The organism is Achromobacter mucicolens (genome assembly GCF_902859725.1).
Lineage (GTDB): Bacteria > Pseudomonadota > Gammaproteobacteria > Burkholderiales > Burkholderiaceae_B > Achromobacter > Achromobacter mucicolens.
In genome coordinates, this window is record NZ_CADIJP010000002.1 from 268155 (window position 1) to 285475 (window position 17321).

General features: G+C 66.7%; 18 protein-coding genes. 8 read left to right on the plus strand and 10 right to left on the minus strand.

Annotation, left to right across the window (positions count from 1 at the left end):
- Positions 1-42: 42 nt before the first annotated feature.
- From HV786_RS03050 to HV786_RS03060, 3 genes are all read right to left on the minus strand, one after another.
- The gene (locus tag HV786_RS03050) at positions 43-1128 is read right to left on the minus strand and encodes a LuxR C-terminal-related transcriptional regulator (RefSeq protein WP_128827614.1); all 1086 of its coding nucleotides are present in this window, start codon (positions 1126-1128) and stop codon (positions 43-45) included.
- Positions 1129-1413: 285 nt separating this feature from the next.
- Complete coding sequence (locus HV786_RS03055) at positions 1414-3102, minus strand: DUF6138 family protein (protein WP_128827615.1); 1689 nt, start codon at positions 3100-3102, stop codon at positions 1414-1416.
- 62 nt (positions 3103-3164) lie between these two features.
- Positions 3165-4124 (minus strand): AraC family transcriptional regulator, encoded by a 960-nt coding sequence (locus HV786_RS03060; protein ID WP_175209951.1) that lies wholly within the window; start codon positions 4122-4124, stop codon positions 3165-3167.
- Positions 4125-4300: 176 nt separating this feature from the next.
- Between HV786_RS03060 and HV786_RS03065 the strand changes: the two genes are divergently transcribed.
- Entirely contained in the window at positions 4301-5035 is a 735-nt protein-coding gene (locus tag HV786_RS03065) for an SDR family oxidoreductase (RefSeq protein ID WP_128830133.1), read from the plus strand.
- A 22-nt stretch (positions 5036-5057) separates the two neighbouring features.
- Positions 5058-5819, plus strand: a complete 762-nt coding sequence (locus HV786_RS03070) for an SDR family NAD(P)-dependent oxidoreductase (protein ID WP_128830132.1) — start codon at positions 5058-5060, stop codon at positions 5817-5819.
- Positions 5820-5838: 19 nt separating this feature from the next.
- Here HV786_RS03070 and HV786_RS03075 read toward each other — a convergent pair whose 3' ends face one another.
- From HV786_RS03075 to HV786_RS03085, 3 genes are read right to left on the minus strand one after another with little or no spacing between them, the layout of a single operon-like run.
- Complete coding sequence (locus tag HV786_RS03075) at positions 5839-6909, minus strand: ABC transporter substrate-binding protein (protein ID WP_175209953.1); 1071 nt, start codon at positions 6907-6909, stop codon at positions 5839-5841.
- On the minus strand, positions 6902-8323 hold the full coding sequence (locus HV786_RS03080; protein ID WP_128827616.1) for a sensor histidine kinase: 1422 nt from the start codon (positions 8321-8323) through the stop codon (positions 6902-6904). Before HV786_RS03080 ends, HV786_RS03075 begins: the two co-directional genes overlap by 8 nt.
- Positions 8324-8338: 15 nt before the next feature.
- Positions 8339-9043: a response regulator transcription factor gene (locus HV786_RS03085; RefSeq protein ID WP_128827617.1), complete on the minus strand. Its 705-nt coding sequence runs from the start codon at positions 9041-9043 to the stop codon at positions 8339-8341.
- 119 nt (positions 9044-9162) lie between these two features.
- Here HV786_RS03085 and HV786_RS03090 point away from each other — a divergent pair, with 119 nt between their 5' ends.
- On the plus strand, positions 9163-10503 hold the full coding sequence (locus HV786_RS03090) for a CitMHS family transporter (protein WP_108005373.1): 1341 nt from the start codon (positions 9163-9165) through the stop codon (positions 10501-10503).
- A 41-nt stretch (positions 10504-10544) separates the two neighbouring features.
- Positions 10545-11285 carry an SDR family oxidoreductase gene (locus tag HV786_RS03095; RefSeq protein WP_056321629.1) on the plus strand — a complete coding sequence of 247 codons (741 nt, stop codon included), beginning with the start codon at positions 10545-10547 and terminating at the stop codon, positions 11283-11285.
- A gap of 27 nt (positions 11286-11312) precedes the next feature.
- Here HV786_RS03095 and HV786_RS03100 read toward each other — a convergent pair whose 3' ends face one another.
- The gene (locus HV786_RS03100; RefSeq protein ID WP_128827618.1) at positions 11313-12281 is read right to left on the minus strand and encodes a tripartite tricarboxylate transporter substrate binding protein; all 969 of its coding nucleotides are present in this window, start codon (positions 12279-12281) and stop codon (positions 11313-11315) included.
- Between the two features lie 41 nt (positions 12282-12322).
- The gene (locus HV786_RS03105) at positions 12323-13654 is read right to left on the minus strand and encodes an arylsulfatase (protein WP_128827619.1); all 1332 of its coding nucleotides are present in this window, start codon (positions 13652-13654) and stop codon (positions 12323-12325) included.
- Between the two features lie 101 nt (positions 13655-13755).
- Between HV786_RS03105 and HV786_RS03110 the strand changes: the two genes are divergently transcribed.
- Together HV786_RS03110 and HV786_RS03115 are read left to right on the plus strand one after the other, a co-directional pair.
- Positions 13756-14658: a LysR family transcriptional regulator gene (locus tag HV786_RS03110; protein WP_128827620.1), complete on the plus strand. Its 903-nt coding sequence runs from the start codon at positions 13756-13758 to the stop codon at positions 14656-14658.
- 79 nt (positions 14659-14737) lie between these two features.
- The gene (locus HV786_RS03115; RefSeq protein WP_226848373.1) at positions 14738-15091 is read left to right on the plus strand and encodes a hypothetical protein; all 354 of its coding nucleotides are present in this window, start codon (positions 14738-14740) and stop codon (positions 15089-15091) included.
- A gap of 76 nt (positions 15092-15167) precedes the next feature.
- Here the strand turns inward: HV786_RS03115 and HV786_RS03120 are convergent, their stop codons facing one another.
- Entirely contained in the window at positions 15168-15767 is a 600-nt protein-coding gene (locus tag HV786_RS03120) for a LysE family translocator (protein WP_128827621.1), read from the minus strand.
- A 228-nt stretch (positions 15768-15995) separates the two neighbouring features.
- Complete coding sequence (locus tag HV786_RS03125) at positions 15996-16436, minus strand: hypothetical protein (protein ID WP_128827622.1); 441 nt, start codon at positions 16434-16436, stop codon at positions 15996-15998.
- 357 nt (positions 16437-16793) lie between these two features.
- Here HV786_RS03125 and HV786_RS03130 point away from each other — a divergent pair, with 357 nt between their 5' ends.
- Entirely contained in the window at positions 16794-16997 is a 204-nt protein-coding gene (locus tag HV786_RS03130) for a cold-shock protein (protein WP_006223700.1), read from the plus strand.
- A gap of 41 nt (positions 16998-17038) precedes the next feature.
- The gene (locus HV786_RS03135; protein WP_128827623.1) at positions 17039-17296 is read left to right on the plus strand and encodes a hypothetical protein; all 258 of its coding nucleotides are present in this window, start codon (positions 17039-17041) and stop codon (positions 17294-17296) included.
- Positions 17297-17321: the final 25 nt, after the last annotated feature.

The window sequence follows — 17321 nt, forward strand, 5'->3', positions numbered from 1 at the left end:
AGACCACATACTCAAGATTGAGTACGCCGCGCAGTCCTTGCGCTACAGCAGCGAGGCCAGCCGGACCAGTTCCGATTGCCGGCTGCACTCCATCTTGGTGAGCAGCGACGCCACCTGTTTGCGCACCGTCAGGACGGAGGCATGACGCAGAGTGGCCACCTCCTCGACACTATGGCCCGCCGCCAATCCCGCCAGCACCGCGGCCTCGGCATGCGTGATGGAGAACACCGATTGCAGTTTGGTGACGTCCGGCATTGCAAAGGCGCTCTTCTTGCGCATGCGCATCAGCAGCATCCGGCCGCCGATGAGGCTGAGCGCGGGCGGCGCCGCGCTGATATCGACCCAGAAGAGTTCCCCCCACCCCGACGCTGTGGCCATCGACCGCATCTGGCCGTCGCGCGCCACCGCGGCGCAATGCGCGTCGAACAGCCGCTGCACCTTGGCGTCGGCATGGCGCAGCCTGCGGCCATGCAGGGTCCAGCCGTTGACGTCATCCAGGAATCCCACCGCCAACGGCGACAGCTTGTCGACGATGCAATCCACGCTGATGAGCAGCACCGCTTCGTGGACTTCGGAAAACGCGCTTTCCAGCGACTTCCAGCCGATGGCGCGATTGCGCTCGCGCTGCGACAGCTGATGGCGCAGCACGCGAAAATACCGGCCAAAGTCTCCGGATTGCAGCCTGTCGCAGGCCTTTGCATCCACGGACGAACGCTGAAAGCCGATCGCGGCGTGCAGGACGGTGTTCGATTCGATGATGAGCGACAGCAGTTGCGCCATGCGATGCCGGACCATGAAGTCCGCGTAGAACTCGGTACGGTGCAACTGCGCGGCGTCGTACATCCGCGCGGTGTCCAGCCATGTACCGGCCGGGGCATGGCGCCCGTCCTGCTCAAGGATGTCGCAGCTGTAGAAATGCTCTTGGTAGTCCGATGCGCACGCGTCGGAAAAACCGATGGCGGACAGCGTCAACAGCTTGTTCCTGGCGTCGAACACGATGAGCGTTCCACTGTCGGCCCCGACCAGATCGCGGGCCGTGCCCAGGATGTCGCGCCACGGCGGCTCGGGATCGGTCAGATGGTCCACGGCCTCGACGGCGCGGCGCAAGGCGATTCGATGATCGGGCATGGCGTGCCTCCAACTCTGGTTCAGACGTAAACGCTGCTACGTGTCACAGATGGTTGTAGGTGGCGCCGGCTGGCAAGGGGGCGGCGCACCGCTGCTGCGGATCAAAGCGGAGGGCACGCCGCGCATATCAGGTTGGCAATGGCGGCGGGCCCAGCGCCGATTATCGTCGCAAACTTGCGCGCAAGGCGCATTTCGCCGCGCATTTTCACGCGGCAAATGCCGCGTTGATGCGGCGATACCGGGCTAATTCAACCGCCTTGCGCACACGCGCCTATGCCGTGCCGTCTAGCATTCCAGCAGCCGCAGCAGCCGCGCCTTGTGCGGGCCGTCGGCCTTGCGCGCCAACGCGGCAAGTTTCTTGTCCGACCCGAAGAGCCGTTCGCGCACAGGGGCCCTGTCGTGCTCGGGCAGCTCGGCAAGCGCGGCGGCCAGCAGGTCCAGCGTCTCTGCGTCATCCAGCGCAAATTTCGCGGGCAGCTTGAAGGCATCGGTGCAGACGCGCAGGCAGGCGATGGCGGTGGTCAGGGTATCCGGCGTCAGGCCATGCTGCTCGAGAAACACGGCGGTGTAGCGGTCCTGCACGGACTGGTGTTCGTCATCCACCAGGTCCATGTAGTGACGCAGCAGCGCAAAATGGCGGCGGCCGGCGAGGCCCAGGGCAAAGGCGGCATACGTGCCGGACAGACACGCCTTTTCGGCCTCCGCGTCGGCGTACCACTCGTAGGGTTGGATGGCGGCGCGCGCATAGGCCGCCAACGCGTCATGCGCCGCGGGGTGCTGCGCGGCGTTGGCAAAGAAGCGATGCGTGTCGGACTTGGCCAGGCCCTTGACGGGCAGGTAGTGACGCGCGTGGCTCTTTAACACGACACGGTAGCCGGCCGGGAAACCCGCGCGCAGCAGGGCCGCCAGGAAGTCCAGCGCCTGCACATAGGCGGCCGGTGATTCCTGCCGGATGGCGATGGTCACCGTGGCCAGCACGTCGTTGGCGGCGCAGTCCGCAAGGTCGGTCGACAGGCGCGTGAGTTCGGGCGCCAATGCGCCGCTGCCGCTGGCCAGCATCGCGCCGGCGCGCGCGCTGCCCAGGCCGCGGGCAAGTTCCATAAACGTCAGGCCGGTAGGGCGCGCATAGCCGGGCTCGTGACGCAGGATCAGCGTGGCGGCGTAGAGCAGCAGGTCGATACCGCGGTCGTCGGGATCCAGCGCGGCGCCGGGTTTGGGCGAGTAGGTGTTCTGGCGGAAGACGTCTTGAGAAACGTCGAAGTAGCGCGGCAGATATTGCGCCTCGGCCCAGCCGCGAAGCGCGTGAATGATCGAGCCGCGTTGTTCGGCCAGCGATTCCTGGCCTGCGTTCAGCGCCAGCAAGCGCGTGAAGACGGAGATCAGCCAGGGGTGGTCCGGGTGCGGGAATAGGCGTTCGTCCAGCAGGTGGCGGCACAGCAGAGTGACGTGCAGGCGGTCGGTGGGATGGCTGCCGTTCAGCACCGCCTGGTCCACGTAGTGCGTCACGCGATCGCGCAGCGTCTGCTGCTTGACCGCGTCGGTGTGATCCACCAGCGTCAGGCGCAGCCGGCCCTCGCTGGTCGGAAACTGCGCGCGAAAGCGGAAGTGGTGGTCAAGATGGGGCGTGCCGGCCAGCCGGTCGATGCGTTCGCGCACGGCCTTGCCCAGCACGGGCGCCAGCGACGTGTGCACCGCGTCCGGGGTGAGCGGCCCGTTGCGCCCTTCGGCGAGCAGGCCGTCCTGGTCGTCAGGCTCCCAACTGGGCATGACGTCGAACACGATGCGCGAGGGCTCGTATTCCAGCAGGATCTCGCTGTGGATGCCGACTTGCAGCGGCGTGCGGGCCACGATGGCATCGATGTCGTCGCGCGCTTGCTGCGTGTCGAACCAGCGGTGGATGGCGGCCAGCGTTTCGTCCTGGATCTCTTGGGCGGTCTTGTGATGCAGGCCAATGGGGCGGGATACGTCGGACATCCTGAGGCGTGAAGGTTGCGGCAATTGCGCCGAATGCTACACGATGCGGCGCCGCGCCCGTCTCAATGCCGGGACGCGAAATCTCCGATGGCGGCCGCGGGCGACAGCGCGAACGAGGCCTTCATGTCGCGCACTTCCTCGATGGGCGTGCGGCCGAAAAAGCGCTTGAATTCGCGGCTGAACTGCGAGGCGCTCTCGTAACCCACGCGCGCCGAGGCCGACGCCGCCGTCAGGCCGTCGCGGATCATCATGAGCCGCGCGTGATGCAGGCGCGTGGACTTGATGTACTGGATCGGCGAGGTCTGCGTGACCGCCTTGAAATTGACATGGAAGGCCGGCACGCTCATGCCGGCTTCCTGCGCCAGGTGCGTCACGTCCAGCGGCTGGGAGAAGTCCGTATGGATGCGCCGCAGCGCCCGGGCGACGCGGCCGAAGCGGCCCGGGTGCGCCAGCGCGGCGCGCAAGGCGCCGCCTTGTTCTCCGGTGAGGACGCGAAAGCAGATCTCGCGCACGAGCGCCGGGCCCAGGATCTCGGCATCGAGCGGGTTGCACAGCGCGCGCAGCAGGCGCACGGTGGCGTCCGCCAGTTCCATCGACAACGGGGTGGAAGCGATGCCCAGCGGCGCGTCGCCGGACTGGGCATCTTCGGCGCGCGCGCCGGCAAGCGCGTCGATGGCCACCACCAGATCGGCCAAGGTGGTCAGGTCCAGCCGGATGGAGACGGCCAGCAAGGGTTCTTCGCGGCTGGCCTGCGTTTCGGTGGAAAAGGGCAGGGGAACGGACAGCACCAGATAGTGCTGCGCGTCGTACACGTAGACCTCATCGCCCAGGAAGCCGAGCTTGCGGCCCTGGCAGACGATGACGATGCCGGGTTCGTAAAGGACCGGCGTGCGGCCGAGCGGGCGGTCTGATCGCATGAAGCGCACCCCGTCCAGCGCGGACAGGCTGTAGCCCTCGTTGGGCGCCAGGCGTTCGATGAGGGCAATCATTTCGCGCGACTGCGGACTGGACGGCAGCGTCATGGGGGCATCCCGTGTTTCGGTTCCGGTGCGGCACATTCTACCGGCGTCGTCCCGGCGGGAACATGGCGGGCGATAGAAATAGGCAAGGGTGCGATAGACGCGGGTATTCGCGCTGGGCGGCCGGGTCCGTAGCATTTCAGTCACGGAAAACAACCTGGAGAACGACCATGACTTCGATGCAAGAACGGCAATCCAAAGTAGTGTTGATCACCGGCGCCAGCAGCGGAATCGGCGAGGCGGCGGCGCGGTTGCTGGCCGCCCAAGGCCACCGCGTGTATGTGGGCGCGCGGCGCACGGACCGGCTGGAAACGCTGGTGCAAGATATTCGGGCAAAGGGCGGCACGGCGGCGTTTCGCGCGCTGGACGTCACATCCGCAGAAGACATGCAGGCCTTCGTGCGCGGTGCAGAGGCAGCTTTCGGTCAAGTGGACGTGATCGTCAACAACGCTGGCGTCATGCCGCTGTCGCCCTTGTCCTCGCTGAAGGTGGACGAGTGGGACCGCATGATCGACGTGAACATCCGCGGCGTGCTGCATGGCATCGCCGCGGTGCTGCCGGGCATGGAACGCCAGGGGCACGGCCAGGTGATCAACGTGTCTTCCATCGGCGGCCTGAGCGTGTCGCCGACGGCCGCTGTGTACTGCGCGACCAAATTCGCGGTGCGCGCGATTTCGGATGGCCTGCGCCAGGAGACCAGCAAGATCCGCGTGACGGTGGTCTGCCCCGGCGTCGTCGAGTCGGAACTGGCCGACACCATCACCGACGACACCGCGCGCGTGGCGATGCAGTCGTTCCGCCGCGTCGCCCTGCACCCGGACGCCATCGCCCGCGCCATTGCATACGCCATCGAACAACCGGATGACGTGGACGTCAGCGAAGTGGTGGTGCGCCCGACGGCCAGCCCGCATTGAACCAACCATAAGGAATCCCATCATGACGACAACGATTTCCGCAGCGCAACCCTTTGCCGGCCAGACGGCCATCGTGACCGGAGCCGCCAGCGGCATCGGCCTGGCCACCCTAGAACTCCTGCATGCGCAGGGCGCGCGCGTCGTGGCGGTGGACCGGGACGAGGCCGTGCGCGCGCTGGCCCGGCCCGGCGTCGAACCGCTGATGGCCGACATCGCGAAGGAAGACAGCGCCGTGCAGGCCGTGGCGGCCGCCATCGACCGCTTTGGCCGGCTGGACATTCTGGTGAACAACGCCGGCATCATCATCAACAAGCCGGTGATCGACATGACGCTGGACGACTGGAACGGCATCCTGGCCGTGAACGCCACGGGCGCCTTCCTGTTTTCCCGCGAGGCCATGCGCGTGATGGCGCCGGCCGGACGCGGCGCCATCGTCAACGTCGGATCTTACGCGTGCTATCAGGCGTTTCCGACGATCGCGGCCTACGCAGCGTCCAAGGGGGCGCTTGCGCAGTTGACCCGCGCGCTGTCGCTGGAAGCCATCGACCATGGCATCCGCGTGAACGCCGTGGGATCGGGCGACGTGGTCACCAACATCACCAACCATATCCACGCCGACGGGCCGAAGTTCCTGGCCGAGCATGGCCGCAACGCGCCAATCCGGCGCGCCGCTGAGCCGCGCGAGATCGCGGAGGTGATTGCATTCCTGGCCTCGGAGAAGGCGAGCTACATCGTGGGCGCGGTGGTGATGGCCGACGGCGGCATGAGCGTCGCCCTGCGCTAGACCAGCTGCCGGCCCGGCGTCAGCGCGGCGGAATGATCGCCGCGCGCCACAGGTCCAGGAAGTGGCGTTTCTTGAGCGGGTCCAGGTACACCAGCAGGCCGACGCCCAAAGCCACCGGCCGCACGCCGGCCGCGGGCACGACCGACGCGCTGACCGGGCGCATGCCGGATTCCCGGGCCAGCGCGTCCTGGCCGCGCGCCGACAGCAGGTAGTCCAGGAACAGCGCGCCCAGGTCGCCGCGCGGCGCCTGTCGCGGAATGATGGCCGAGCGCGACAGCATCAGCGTGTAGTCCTGCGGGTAGATGATCGCAAGTGGCGCGCCGTTGTCGATGCGGTGCCGCGTATAGGATTCCAGCAGGTTGTAGGCCAGGGTGACCTCGCCGCTTTCCAGCTTGTCCAGCGCATGTTCGGTGGACTCGTGGATGGACACGCCATTGCGGCCAAAGGCGGCGAGCAGGGCGCCGGCCATGCTGTCGAGCCGCGTGTCCTGCGTGGCCGCCAGATAGCCGATGCCGCTGCCCTGCACGTCGTAGGTGGAGATGCGGCCGGCCAGCGGCTGGTCGGGCGCCTGCAGCAGCGACAGCAGTTCGCGGCGGGTGTGCGGCACGCGCGCGGCGTCAAGCTTTTGCGTGTTGTAGACCATGACGATGGGGTCGGTCCCAATGCTGAAGACCTCGTCGCGCCAGTTGGCCCACCCGGGCAGGGCGCGCGTCTGCGGCGATATGTGCACGCGCGCGTAGCCGTCGTTGACCAGCTTGGTCTGCAAGTCCATGGCGCTGCTGATGACGATGTCGGGGCCCGCCGGGACGCCCGGCGCCCGGGCGGCGCGGGCCACGGTGTCGCGGTAGAGTTCCTGCGTCGACAGCTCGGTGTATTCCAGCCGCACGGACGGATTCAGCCGGCTGAAGTCCTCCAGCACGCCGCGAAACACCTGCACGCTGTTGGACGCATGCACGACCAGCACGTTGCTGCTGTCGGCGGGGCCCAGGGTCAGGCCGCTGCTGCTGACTTCGGCGGCGTGGCCGATCGCGGCCAGCGTCAGCGCGGCGCTTGCGGCCAGGCCGCGCAGGAAGGTCAGGGCGTCACGCATGACCGGTGCCTCCAGGCAACGTGATGACGGCGTCGAGCCCGCCGCCCACGCGGTTGCTCAGGCTGAGCGTGCCGCCGTGGATGTCGACGACGCGCTTGATGATCGACAGGCCCAGGCCCGCGCCGGGCGCGCGCGGATTGGGACCGCGCGCAAAGCGTTCGAAGGCGGTGTTGGCCAGCGCCGGCGGGATGCCGGGCCCCTGGTCGGACACCGTGATGCGCCAGCCGCCGTCACGCCCTTCCAGGCGAACGTCGATGTGGCCGTCCTCGTTGGCGCCGTGTCGCAAGGCGTTGTCGATCAGATTCTTGAATGCTTCGCGCAGCATCAGGCTGTCGCCCTGCACGCGGGGCGTTTCGTCGCCAGGGGACGGCAGGTGCAGCCGGACGTCGGGCTGGGGATCGGCCTGCGGAACCGTGTCGTAGACGGCCTGGCTCAGCAGCTCGGCCACGTCGACGGGCTGGAACTGCCTGACGTTGCTGCGATGGATGACGCTGGCGTCGCTGAGCAGCTGGTTGACCAGCCGCGACAGCTTTTCGGCATTGCGCAGCACGGCCGCGAGGCTGCGCCGCTGCTCCATCGGGTCGTCCTCGTCCAGCGCGACTTCCATCTGTGCATGCAGCGCGGCCAGCGGCGTGCGCAGCTGGTGCGCGGCCTCGGCAATGAACAGGCGCAGCGTGTCCAGGTTTTCGGACAGCCGCGCCATGAAGCCGTCCAGCGACTGGACCAGCATGTCCAGCTCTTCGGGCACCGGCGCGGCGATGGGATGCAGGTCCGACGCCGAGCGGGCGGCCAGCTCACGCTCGACCCGCCGGATCGGCGAGAGCGACCGCTGCAGTCCCCAATAGGCCAGCGCCAGCGCGGCGGCGGTAAAGCCGATCAGCGCCAGCGTGCCTTGCCACAGGATGCGTTCGGCCAGGGCATTGCGCGCTTCGCGGGTCTGGGCGACCTGGATGACTGCCGTCTCGGTCTCGTGCGGGCCGGCCACCTTGCGTTCCATCCAGGCGACGCGCACCGGTTCGCCCTGGTAATTGGTGGTGTACAGCTGCGGCGTGCTGGCGTCGGTGTTGCCGCGCGCGGACGGCGCGGGCAGGTCGCCGTAGCCCGAGATGAGTGCGCCGCGCGCGGCGGCGACGCGGTAGAACACGCGGTCGCGCGGGGCTTGCTCCAGAAGCGCCAGGGCCGCGTAAGGCATGTCCATCTGCCACTCGCCCTGCACGAGCTGCAGGCTGTCGGACATGGACAGCACGGAGGCGCGCAGCAATTGATCGTAGGTGGTGTCGGCGGTCTGGTGCGCATAGCCGCGCAGCAGCAGGTAGATCACAGCCAGTCCGGCCGCGAACAGCGTTCCCAGCACGGTCAGCAGCCGGCGGCGGACGGAAATGCGGTGAGGCTGCTCGGGGCGCGGCCGGATCATGGTGGCGCGGGACCGCTAGGGAGACGGCGGGGTAGAAGGCTCGTCCTGCGCGCCGCCAGCGGCCGTCAGCAGGTAGCCGGTGCCGCGCTGCGTTTCGATGCGCAATGGCGAGCCTTCCAGCTTGCGGCGCAGCCGCGCGATGTAGACCTCGATGGCGTTGGGCGCGGCGTCGTCGTCGAAGGCGAACAGCTTGTTCGCGATTTCCGATTTGCTGACGGCGCGGTTCATGCCGGCCAGCAGGATCTCCAGCAGGCTGAATTCGCGCTTGGGCAGCTCGATGCGCCGGCCCGCCAGCGTCACCTGCCGCGCGGCGCTGTCGATGACCAGGTCGCCGAATCGCAGGACGCCCGTGGCCTGCGGACTGGGACGGCGCAGCAGCGCGCGGCAGCGGGCTTCCAGTTCGCGGAAATCGAAGGGCTTGGCAAGGTAGTCGTCCGCGCCGGTATCCAGCGCGTGAACCCGGTCCTCGATGTCGATGCGCGCGGTCAGCGCAAGGACGGGCGTCTTGCTGCCGCGGTCGCGCAGCCGGTGCAGGATGTCAAAGCCCGACATGCGGGGCAGGCCGATGTCCAGGATGACAAGATCGAAGGTCTCGTACTGCAGGACGCCATCGGCGCTCAGGCCGTCATTCTGGCTGTCGACCGCGTGGCCAAGACGGCGCAGCCGGCGCACGAGTGCGTCGGAAAGATCCTCGTCGTCTTCGATTACCAGAATGCGCATGGCGCGATTGTCGCATAGCAAAAAACGACAGGTTCCAGACAGCTTTTCTTCCTAGTCTTGCGATCCTGCTTCCCCAGCCGGAGGCAGCACATAACAACGACTAGCTGGAGATAACCCTCATGCTTCTGACCCTGCTTGGCTTCGGCATGGTGATCACGTTCATGACGCTGATCATGACCAAGCGCCTTTCGCCGCTGGTCGCCCTCATCCTCGTCCCCATTATCTTTGCCCTGCTGGGCGGCTTTGGCGGCGGCATCGACAAGATGATGCTGGACGGCATCCGCAAGATCGCGCCGACCGGCGTGATGCTGATGTTCGCCATCCTGTATTTCGGCGTGATGATCGACGCGGGCCTGTTCGACCCCATCGTCGGCCGCATCCTGCGCGCGGTGAAGGGCGATCCGCTCAAGATCGTGGTCGGCACGACCGTGCTGGCGCTGGTGATCTCCCTGGACGGAGACGGGTCGACCACCTACATGATCGTGGTGGCGTCGATGCTGCCGCTGTACCGGCGCCTGAAGATGAACGCGCTGTCCATGACCTGCCTGGCGATGCTGGCAAGCGGCGTCATGAACCTGACGCCGTGGGGCGGCCCGACGGCGCGGGCGGCCAGCGCCCTGCATGTGGACGCGGGCGACATCTTCGTGCCGCTGGTGCCGGTGATGGGCGTGGCGATCGTGGCAATCCTGATCCTGGCGTTTTTCCTGGGACTGCGCGAGCGTCGCCGCCTTGGCGTGCTGTCGCTGCCCGCTGGCGCGTCCCTGCATGCCGGTTACGACGAGGACGGCCCCAAGAACCTGCCCGAGATCGAAGTGGATCACGACCTGCGCCGTCCCAAGCTGCTGTGGGTGAACGCGGGCCTGACGCTGGCGCTGATGGTGAGCCTGGTGCTGGGCGTGCTGCCGCTGCCCGTGCTGTTCATGATTGCGTTCGCGGTTGCGCTCATCATCAATTACCCGAACCTGGCCGAGCAGCGCCGCCGCGTGGCGCAGCATGCCGGCAACGTGCTGTCGGTCGTGTCGCTGATCTTCGCGGCGGGCATCTTCACCGGCATCCTGTCGGGCACCGGCATGGTCGAAGCCATGTCGCGGAGCCTGCTCGCCGTGATTCCCGACGCGCTGGGACCATACCTGGCGGGCATTACCGCACTGGTCAGCCTGCCGTTCACGTTCTTCATGTCCAACGACGCCTTCTACTTCGGCGTGCTGCCCATCCTGAGCGAAGCGGCGCAGGGCTACGGCATCTCGCCGGTAGAAATGGCACGCGCCTCCCTGATCGGCCAGCCCGTCCACCTGCTCAGCCCGCTCGTGCCGTCGACCTACCTGCTCGTCGGGCTGGCCGGGGTGGAATTCGGCGACCACCAGCGCTATTCGCTCAAGTGGGCCACGATGGTCTGCCTGGTGATGTTGGCGGCCGCCCTCGCGTTCGGCCTGTTCCCGCTGGTCGGCGCCGCCGCCTGATTCCCGCGGCGCCTGCCGCACGACACTGAAAAGGAAGCACCATGGCTTTGCGCATTGCGTACGTCACCAGCGGCATGGGCCATACCGGCACCGCGATCTGCCAGGCGCTGCACCGCGCCGGCCATCGCGTGGTGGCCGGCTGCGGTCCGCGCTCATCCCGCAAGGACCACTGGCTGAAGGAACAGAAGTCGCTGGGTTACGACTTCATCGCCTCGGAAGGCGACGCCACCGACTGGGCCTCGACCGAGGCAGCGTTCGCCAAGGTCCGCCGAGAGGTCGGCGAGATCGACGTGCTGGTCAACAACGCCGGGTCCATGCTGGACATGCGCTTTCGGCAAATGGGCCACGCCGACTGGTCGGCCGTCCTGCGCAGCAATCTGGACACGCTCTTCAATAGCACCAAGCAGGTCGTCGACAGCATGGCGGACCGCGGCTGGGGGCGCATCATCAACATCGGATCGGTGGCGGCCGAGAAAGGCCAGATCGGCCAGATCAACTACGCGACCGCCAAGGGCGCCGTCATCGGTTTCACCCGTTCGCTCGCGCAGGAAGTCGCGGCGCGCGGCGTGACGGTGAACCTGGTGTCGCCGGGTTTCATCGCCGACGACACCGTCCGCGCCTTCCCGCCCGCGCTGCTGGACCGCATCGTCGAAAGCGTGCCGGTCGGCAGGCTGGGCACCGCGCAGGATCTGGCCGGGCTGTGCGCGTGGCTGGCCTCGGACGAGGCGGCGTTCGTCACCGGCGCCAACTACGCCATCAATGGCGGCGTGTACATGAGCTGATGCCCAGCCCCGCAGTTCGCCAGCCCCTCAGTTCGCCAGTTTCACCGCGCCGCTGTCGATCAGGGCCTTCCACTTGGCGTTGTCCGCCTGGATGAACTTCAGCAGGTCTTCCCGCGAGCCGCCGCCGGCAAGCATGCCGGCGTTGTCGACCGCCGCCTTGAACGCGGGCGTGGCGACCGCGGCGCGCAGCGCGGCGTTGATGGGTTCAAGCTGTTCGCCCGTGATGGCATTGCTGGCCGCCACCGAAAACCATTGCGTCGCGGCGTAGCCCTTGAAGCCCGATTCCTCCACCGTGGGCACGTCGGGCAGGCTGTCCAGGCGATAGGGCGTCGTCACGGCGTAAGCCTTCAGTGCGCCGGACTTGATCTGCGGCATGACCGGCGCGGATCCCAGGATGGCCAGCGGGATCTGTCCGCCGGCAACGTCCGCCACCGCCTGGCCGCCGCCCTTGTACGGCACATGCACGATGCGGGTGCCGGCGTATTGATTCAGCAACTCGCCCGCCAGATTCTGCGAGGTGCCGTTGCCCGAGCTGCCATAGCTCCAGGCTTCGGGCTGGCGGCGGGCGTCGGCCAGCACGTCCTGCAGGCTGTTCTTGGCGTTGCGGGCTGGGCCGACGATGACCATGGGGCCTTGCGCCATCAGCATCACGGGGGCCAGCTCGCGGCCGATGTCGGGTTGCGGCGTCGGGTAGATGAGCGGGCCCGGCACGGTGATCAGATACCCGTCGGCGGCCTTGCTGCGCGCAACCAGCTGAAGCGCGATCGCCCCCGAGGCGCCGGGACGGTTCTCCACGATGACATTCAGGCCGGTCTGGCGCGCCAGTTCCTGCGCCGCGATCCGGGTCAGCACGTCCGCCGTGCCGCCGGGCACGAAGCCCACCACCCACGTGATCTGTTTGGCCGGCCATTGAGAATTGCTGTCGGCCGCCGTGGCGGCCGCGGCGGGCAGGGCGATGCTCAGAAGCATCGCGCAGCATTGGATAGCGAATTTCATGTTTTCCCCTTGATTTCTGCTATCGGTGATTTGTCTTGCGCTCAGCCGGGATCCCGCTTGCCGGGCGGCGTGTTCGGATGTTCGGCGCACGACTGATTGAACGCCTGCACCATTTTCAGGATGGGGCCGAGCACCCACGTATTGAAGATGAGAATGTCGCTTTCCTCCTTCGGGTCCTGTATCAGATTGAACAGATACGGGGATTCCAGTTTGCCCTTGCCCTCGTTGACCTCGGGCTCCCAGTAGAAGTGCAGCTTCCAGTCGCGCCATTTCACGGCGCGCAGGTCGCCCTTGATGTAGAACAGGAATCCCTCGCGCAGCGATTTCGGGCTGGCCCCGGTAAAGAAATCGGTCTGGTCGATGCCGTCGATGGGCCGGTCCCGCGGAATGTCGGCGCCGCCGATGCGGGACAGCGTCGTGTACAGATCGGTCACGTGGACCATTTCGTTGGACACCTGGCCCGGCTGCACGCGGCCGGGCCAGCGGATGATGAAGGGCACGCGCAGGCTGCCTTCCATGGCGGTATGGTAGGTGCCGCTCCAGGGGCCCGCCGTGCCGCGGTACGGCTTGCGGTATTCAGGGCCGTTGTCGCTGCAGAAGATGAACACGGTGTCCTCGCGCAGGTTCAGCGCGTCCACGGCCTGCACGATCTGGCCGACGCGGTGGTCCATTTCGACCATCGAGTCCGCAAAGTCGCCCGCGCCCGTGCGCCCGGCAAAGTCGGGGTGCGGCAGAGTGGGAAAGTGCAGATGCACCAGCGGCAGATACAGGAAGAAAGGGCGCGCCGCCTCGGCGTGCTTGCGCATGAAACCGATGGACCGGTCCACCAGTTCGGCGTCGATGCCGCGCCGCGTATCCAGATCGTAGACCTTGACGTTCTCCGACGGCCCGCCGGCTTCGCCTTGCATGATGTGCGGAATGTCCGCCACCGAGGGATCGAAGCCGATCGACGACGTGAACTGGCTTTCGTCGGTGGTGCGCGGAATGCCGTACCACTCGTCAAAGCCGCGGTCGCTGGGATAGCGGCCGGGGATGTCGCCCAGATGCCATTTGCCGAAATGCGCGGTGGCGTAGCCCTGGCCCGACAGTTGTTGCGCCAGCGTGATCTCGTCGCGCGTAAGCCCTTGCGGCAGGCCGGGTGGCACGGATTGCAGGCAGCCCGTGCGGATGGGGTGACGGCCGCTCATCAGCGCCGAGCGCGTGGGCACGCAGTCGCTTTCCACGTTGAAGTTCTGCAGCAGCAGGCCCTCGGCGGCCAGCCGGTCGATGTTGGGCGTGGGCGCACCGCGCAGGGCGCCGCCGCCGTAGCAGCCAAGTTCGCCCCATCCCAGATTGTCGGCCACGATCAAGACGATGTTCGGCTTGTGTTCCATTGTGTTCTCGCCTCGGTGAATGCTCGGGTTGATCCCAGGATTCTAGGAGGGCAGGGTGGCCGTTATATTCCCAAAAGTACGTAAATGAATGAACTTCGGTTATGAATCTGTCGCTGCGGGATATCGAGTACTTCCTGGCCGCCGTCGAGTACGGCAACCTGGAACGCGCCGCGGCGTCGTTTGGCGTCAGCCAGCCGGCGCTGTCGAAGTCGCTGCAGCGGCTGGAAGCCGATACGGGTCTTGCGCTGCTGGACCGCAGCGGCCGGGGGCTGCGCCTGACGTCGGCCGGACTGGTGTTTCTGGAACATGCCAAGCGGCTCTGGGCCGAATACCTGGACGCCATGCGTCATGCGGCGGAATTGCGCGTGGGGCAGGCGGGATTGCTGCGCGTCGGGGTGACGGGCGCCACCGTCGACAGCGTGGCGATGCCCGCGATGCGGCACCTGCTGCCGCGCCGACCGGCGCTGCGGGTGCAATTGACGCAGGGGTTATCGGATGACCTGAACGAGCAGGTCGCCAGCGGAAAGCTGGACTTGGCCGTGACGCCCATTTATGCGGACGTGCCTTCGACCCTGCACCATGAACCGATCATGGAAGACCGCCTTTGCGTGGCGGCTAGCCGCCACCATCCGCTAGCCGCGCGCCGCAAGCTGGCGTTGCGCGATCTGGCGGACCTGCGATGGATTCTTCCCAAGCCTTCCTCGATTGCCCGCAAGACCCTGGACTCGCGGTACGCGGAAAGCAACCTGCCGTTGCCCGCCGCGGCGCTGGAAGTCGAGCACTTTTCCAAGGGCACGCTGGAGTTGCTGGCGCAGACGGACCTGCTGGCGCTGCTGCCGCAAAGCGCGCTGGGTATCGGGGCGGATGTCGTTGCATTGCCGGTGGCGCTGGGCCGGCCGCTGCCGCGCGCCATTGCGCTGATTTCGCGGCAGGGGACCGCCTGGTCGCCGTTGATGCACGAGTTTCGGCGCGCCATCCTGGATTGCGCAGCGGGCATGGGCTAAGCGCGGCGACCGGGGCGCAATGGCGGTTTTCGGCTGTGCCACAATGAGCCGCTTTCATTTCCACACAGGAGCGGGGTTCATGGCTGGAACGTCATTGCGGGTTGCGGCGGGCGTGGGGCTGATGTCGTTGGCGGCGCTTGCCGCGTGCGGCAAGAAAGAGGCCTATCCGCCCGAGGTCCAGCGCGAGACCTATAGCTCGTGCGTCGCGGGTTTCAAGTCCCGGGTCCAGGCCTCGCCGGAAGTGGACGCGAAGGCCGCCAGTTATTGCAATTGCATGGTCGACGGTTTGCAGAAATCCGTGCCGTACGAAGAATTCAAGCAGCTGGACCAGCTGCTGGCGACCAAAAGCGCCACGCCGGACAGCGAAAGGCTGAGCAAGAGCGTGACCGAGGTGGTCAATGCCTGCTTGAAGCGCGAGATGCCCAAGGGCTGACGTCCGCTGCCGCGGACGGGCTCGGTCCGCCGCGCCCGAGGGATCCTATGGGTTTTCAGGCCGATGCGACATGTGCTCAGCGAAACACCGACCAGGCCAGTGTCGCGGAAAACACGCCCAGCACGATCGACGCGCCGCGCTGCATTTTCGCCGGATCGATCCACTTCATCCGTTCGCCGCCCAGCATCGCGCCAAACAGCACCCAGGCCAGGCCGATGGGCACCAGCAACAGCGCAAAGACGCCCATCGCCGTCAGATACGCCGCCAAGTGCTGGAAGGCCAGCGCGGGGAAGATGGCGCTGGCGAACAGAATGCCCTTCGGGTTGAGCAACGTGGCAACGAACAGGGTGCGCATGCCGATCACTTGCTGGGCCGCGCAAGGCACGGCGCTGGCCGCGCGCCACATGCGCCACGCGAGCCAGGCGATGTACAGGCTGCTGGTGGCCCGGACCACGCCCGGCAACCAGGGCAGCACCTGCGCTGCTTCACCGAGAAAGCGGCCCCACACCGTGATTGAAATCAGATAGCCCGCAAGCTCGGCCAGCGTCAGCGGCGCGGACCGGCGAAAGCCCTGGCGCAGGCCGGCGGCGGCAAGCAGCGTATTGGTCGGGCCTGGCATGGCGAGAATGACGGCGACGCCCGCGACAAATAGGCTGGCGGTCGAGGCTGTGAACATGATTCGGGTGGGGGATGACGGGGAAGGGCCGTCTTGTAGCACGGCCCTGTTACCGCATGCAATTGCCGATCAAGCGTCAGGTGCACTGCCAGAGGTGGCCGCTTACGCGGCAGGCGGCGCACCATTCAGGCGGCCTTTCGATTCGCCTTAGTCCTGCCAGCGCCAGCGCGAGGGCGCGTCGAACCCCGTCACGTCGGCCTGCATCAGCGGACTGGCGAGCATGTCCGGCTAGCGCGCGAATTTCATCGACACATCCGTGTGCGTGCCCCGGTCCAGATCTGCGCCCAGCGGCCTGTCCCATGCGGGCAGGACCTGCAGTTCCTGGCTGACTTCCCCGGCCTCGATGCGCCGCGCAATGTCGTCAAGCAACTGCGTGCGGGTGGCGAATCCCCTGCCTTGCAGATCCCGGGCGAAGAGTCGGTACCGGAGATTGGGTTCGGCGCCTTTCATCACACCCAGATTCAGGATTTGGCCTTGTTCGTTGCGCAACAGCAGATGGCCAGGGCGGGCGTAGATGCGGTAGATCCGCCACGGCGATGAGATCGCGGCGTGGCGCGGATGCGGATCGCGTCCCGATTCGGCAGGGCCACGGGACGGGGCGGGCGCTGGGGGAAGGCGCTTCACGCACGCATTGGCGAATCGGGCGATGGACCTGCTGATCAGGCTCACGTGGCGTCAGCCGTCAACGCGGTGAATGGGACTGGGCGGGGGATGGGCGGGACGTTCTGGCGATGGTTGATCACGGCTTGCTCCTCATGGCGATACGGCGAGGCAACGCGCGTTTCAAGCACCACGCAGCCAGCATACGCGCTTTTCGCGCCGTCCCGTGGATTGAGTTGATTGGTTACGCAATAAGCACAAAGCGCGTTGACTTCCCCCGGCCGGGCACCCATAGTGGTTCCGAAGCTTTTCGAGCATCGTGATTTTCGTCCGGTCTTGCACCCTTTGCGGGGCGCCTCATTGTTCGCGATCCTTTCCTTGACAGGCCTCGCTACGCGGCCTGTCCGCATTTAAAGGAAAGCGACAATGGAAACCGGAATTGTGAAGTGGTTCAACGATGCCAAGGGATTTGGCTTCATCATGCCCGAGAACGGCGGCAAGGATTTGTTTGCGCACTTCTCGGAGATCGTCAGCGACGGACACAAAGTGCTCCTGGAAAACCAGCGGGTCAGCTACGTGACCGCGCAAGGCGCCAAGGGCCCTCACGCGACGCAGATCCGCGCGTTGTGAGTGGCGGGCCGCAAGGCCCGCCGCCAAACATTGGAGGTCCCATGTATCAGAACAATATGGTCTACAAGGGCTATAGGCTTAGCGCCAGCGTCTCCCGAGTTTCCATCGGGAGCGCGCATCGGCCAGCCTTCACCGCCACCGTGGCAGTGGAACTGGCCGGCGATCAGGACCGGCTTGGCGAGCCTCATGCCGTGCCGCTTTTCGTTGCCGGCGGTTTCGTCGCCACGCCCGGAATGGCGGTCGACGCCGCGATCACCCATGGTCGTCTGGTGGTCGATTCGCACGCCCGGATTGCGTGATTGCGCCCAATGCGGCAATAACGCG